Origin of the sequence: Campylobacter sp. (assembly GCF_017646085.1) — a bacterium.
Classification (GTDB): domain Bacteria; phylum Campylobacterota; class Campylobacteria; order Campylobacterales; family Campylobacteraceae; genus Campylobacter.
This window is the reverse complement of record NZ_JAGCNF010000102.1, coordinates 1-2,216: the sequence shown is the minus strand read 5'-3', so window position 1 is coordinate 2,216 and position 2,216 is coordinate 1. Positions and strand designations below refer to the sequence as shown.

General features: G+C 32.7%; 1 protein-coding gene. It reads left to right on the top strand.

Annotation, left to right across the window (positions count from 1 at the left end; all coding sequences use genetic code 11):
• Positions 1-31: 31 nt before the first annotated feature.
• On the top strand, positions 32-2,216 hold a 2,185-nt coding region (locus J6V67_RS05460), incomplete at its 3' end, for a GTP pyrophosphokinase (protein ID WP_291859893.1).

The window sequence follows — 2,216 nt, the reverse complement described above, 5'->3', positions numbered from 1 at the left end:
TGCTCAAAAAATATTTCTGATAGGAATTTAAATGGCAGATGAGTTAAAAGAACAACAAGAAGTAGTAATCCAAGAAAAAGACCCAAATGAAGATATAATTCCAATAGAGTCTTCTGATGAGAGAGCCAAAGCGCAAAAGCAAGAGACAAAGGAGGAGACGCCTCAAGAGTCTGAAGGGGTTAAATCCAAATTTAAACTAACCAAAAAGCTTTTAATACTAATTGGCGCTAGCATTTTAATTTTTATTCTACTTATTACTGCTTTAATTGTGGCATTTTCTGGCTCAGATGAACCAGAATCACAAGTCATAGAGCTAGAAGAGCCAAAACTTATCACGCCACCAACCATAACTCAAAAATTCCAAAGCTCAAAAATAGATAGTATGTTAATCAAAGCTAACAAACTCTACGAGAGCGGGAACAAAGCCGAAGCTCTAAAAATATATGAAAATATTGCTGTTTATAACGAATCTCTATCAAACTACAACTTAGGCGTATCAAAGATGAATCAAGGGCTATTTAAAGATGCGATTAATTCATTTAAAGATGCTATTGCTAATAATGAAAATATAGCCGTAAGTGCTATAAATTTAGCCGTTTGCGCACTAGAAATTAATGATGAAAAGCTTTTTGAATACTATATTGATTTGGCTAATGCCTTTATAAATAGAGATAGTGATGTAAATTTATATGAGTTTTATAATGCTCTTGTAAACTACTATAGAGGCTACTATATAGAAGCTTTACATACTTTAGATTTATCAAATTCAAAATACTATACCAGTCAAAAAGAGTATCTTAGATCAAAAATCCTAAGCTACCTTCACGAAGATAAAGAGGCTATTAAAGCTATTAAAGCAGTTGAAGATTATGATATTAGCCTGCCTCTTGGACTCCTTCATGCACGACTTGGAGAGTATAAAGAGGCTAAAAAGTATCTAAATAGAGCGCTAGTTGATGAAAAAAATGCTCCATCAACATATCTAGCCATATCGCTAATTGATCTAAAAACAGGAGAATTTGGCGCAGCAGCCAAAACTTTAAAAATGTTAAATGATTTTAACTCCACTTTTGTACGTGATACATATCCTATTAAGACAGTTTTAAATCCAGAGCTTTTTGATATAAATTTAGCCCAAAATAATTATGATTTAACTAAATTTTTTGACCAAAATAGCCTTTATCAAATTCTATTTTATTTCACTCCATACAAAGCCTTTGATCCTAAGCAAACAATCGAATATATAAGAAAAGGTGGCCTAAGCCTATTTGTTGATGAAAGTGGTATAGCTGATGAGTATCTAGAGACTAGTGGTATAGTATCTAAAGCTAATGTAATGCTATCTAAAGCAATTTTTAAAGCGCTAAATAATAAACTAAGAGAAGCTAATAGTGACTTTTTAGAGATTACAAAACTATATCCAAACCACTCAATTGTTCAGTTTAATCTAGCCCTTACATTTGCTCAGTTAGGTGATTTTGCCCAAGCATATAAGCACTTTGTAACTAGCTATCACCTAGACCCATCTAACTACATAGCTGGCGCATACGCTATAATGGCTGCTAAAATGATAGGTAGAGATGCTAAGCGCCTTACAAAAGAGGTAATGGATACAATGGATGCAGATACAAATCTAGACCAAGATAATATCTACAAAGCAATGATACAGCTAACTCAAGGAAATCAAGGCGCACTAAATGATTGGCTAGATAAAAACCACAATGAAAGTGTGCTAAATATCGTATTTAACATTATATGTGCCTATATTACAGATAGAAATGATATCGTAATCTTAGCTACTGATGAATTAAACCAAAAGCTACCAAACGATGTACTAACTAATATAATCTACTCAGTTACTCGTTTTGATGTAAAAAATATCAAAAACTACGCTAAAGATATCCAGGTTAAATTCCTAACAACCAAACTAGATAAAGGCACTCTCTATGGCGGCGCAACCATTATCAAAGCTGAATATATCAAACTTTTACAAATCGCAGGATTGCTAAATATAGAGCGTGAAAGTATCATTAAAGATTTAAAAATCTCATCTGATAATACTAAGGATATTTTACACACATTAGCATATTTAAGCCTATTTACCGGTCACTATGAAGAAGCCTATACTATCTATAATGAGCTAGTAAATACCGAAAAAGAAGATGATGCAAACACACTATTTTTAGCTAGTGTTGCAAGTATTGGGGCAAATCATC